At 55.7% G+C, this 857-nt stretch carries 1 protein-coding gene; it reads right to left on the bottom strand.

Annotated features, from left to right (window positions below):
* A partial coding sequence (locus tag ACTHS3_RS15895; RefSeq protein ID WP_440368490.1) for a Glu/Leu/Phe/Val dehydrogenase dimerization domain-containing protein occupies positions 1 to 857 on the bottom strand: 857 nt, incomplete at both ends.

An 857-nucleotide genomic window follows, 5' to 3' on the forward strand; every position in this document is an offset into this window, starting at 1 on the left:
CCGACTTTGCCGTATTTCAGGCAGGATTCGTGGATGTTGTGCATGATGTCGAACAGGCGTTGGTCGACTTCTTCACGAGTCCAAGACAGGCGGATGGCGTTTTGGCTCATTTCCAAACCTGAAGTCGCTACGCCGCCGGCGTTGGACGCTTTGCCCGGAGCGTAGAGGATACCGGCTTTGATAAATTGTTCGACCGCGCCCAAAGTTGACGGCATGTTCGCACCTTCTGCAACCACATAGCAACCGTTTGCCAGCAGGATTTTGGCGGCATCTGCGTCCAATTCGTTTTGGGTGGCGCAAGGCAGGGCGACTTCGGCTGCGATGTTCCACGGTTTTTGGTTTTCAAAGTATTGCAGGCCTTGTTCTTTGGCGTAAGTGGCGACGCGTTCGCGGCGTACTTCTTTCAGCTCGATCAAAGCGGCCAGTTGCGCTTCGGTCATGCCGCTGTCAGGGAAGAGGACAAAGCCGTTGGAGTCGGAAACGGTCAGTACTTTTGCACCCAGTTGGATGGCTTTTTCGGCAGCGTATTGCGCCACGTTGCCGGAGCCGGAAATCAATACGCGTTTGCCTTCGATGCTGTCGTTGCGGGTTTCCAACATGGCTTGGGCAAAATACACGCAACCGTAGCCGGTGGCTTCAGGGCGAATCAGGCTGCCGCCCCATTCTAGGCCTTTGCCGGTCAGGACGGAAGCAAATTCGTTGCGGATTTTTTTGTATTGGCCGAACAGATAGCCAATTTCGCGGCCGCCTACGCCGATGTCGCCGGCAGGAACGTCGGTGTCGGCGCCGATGTGGCGGTAGAGTTCGGTCATAAAGGCTTGGCAGAAGCGCATTACTTCGGCATCGGATTTGCCTTT

The organism is Neisseria sp. P0009.S007, assembly GCF_051962515.1.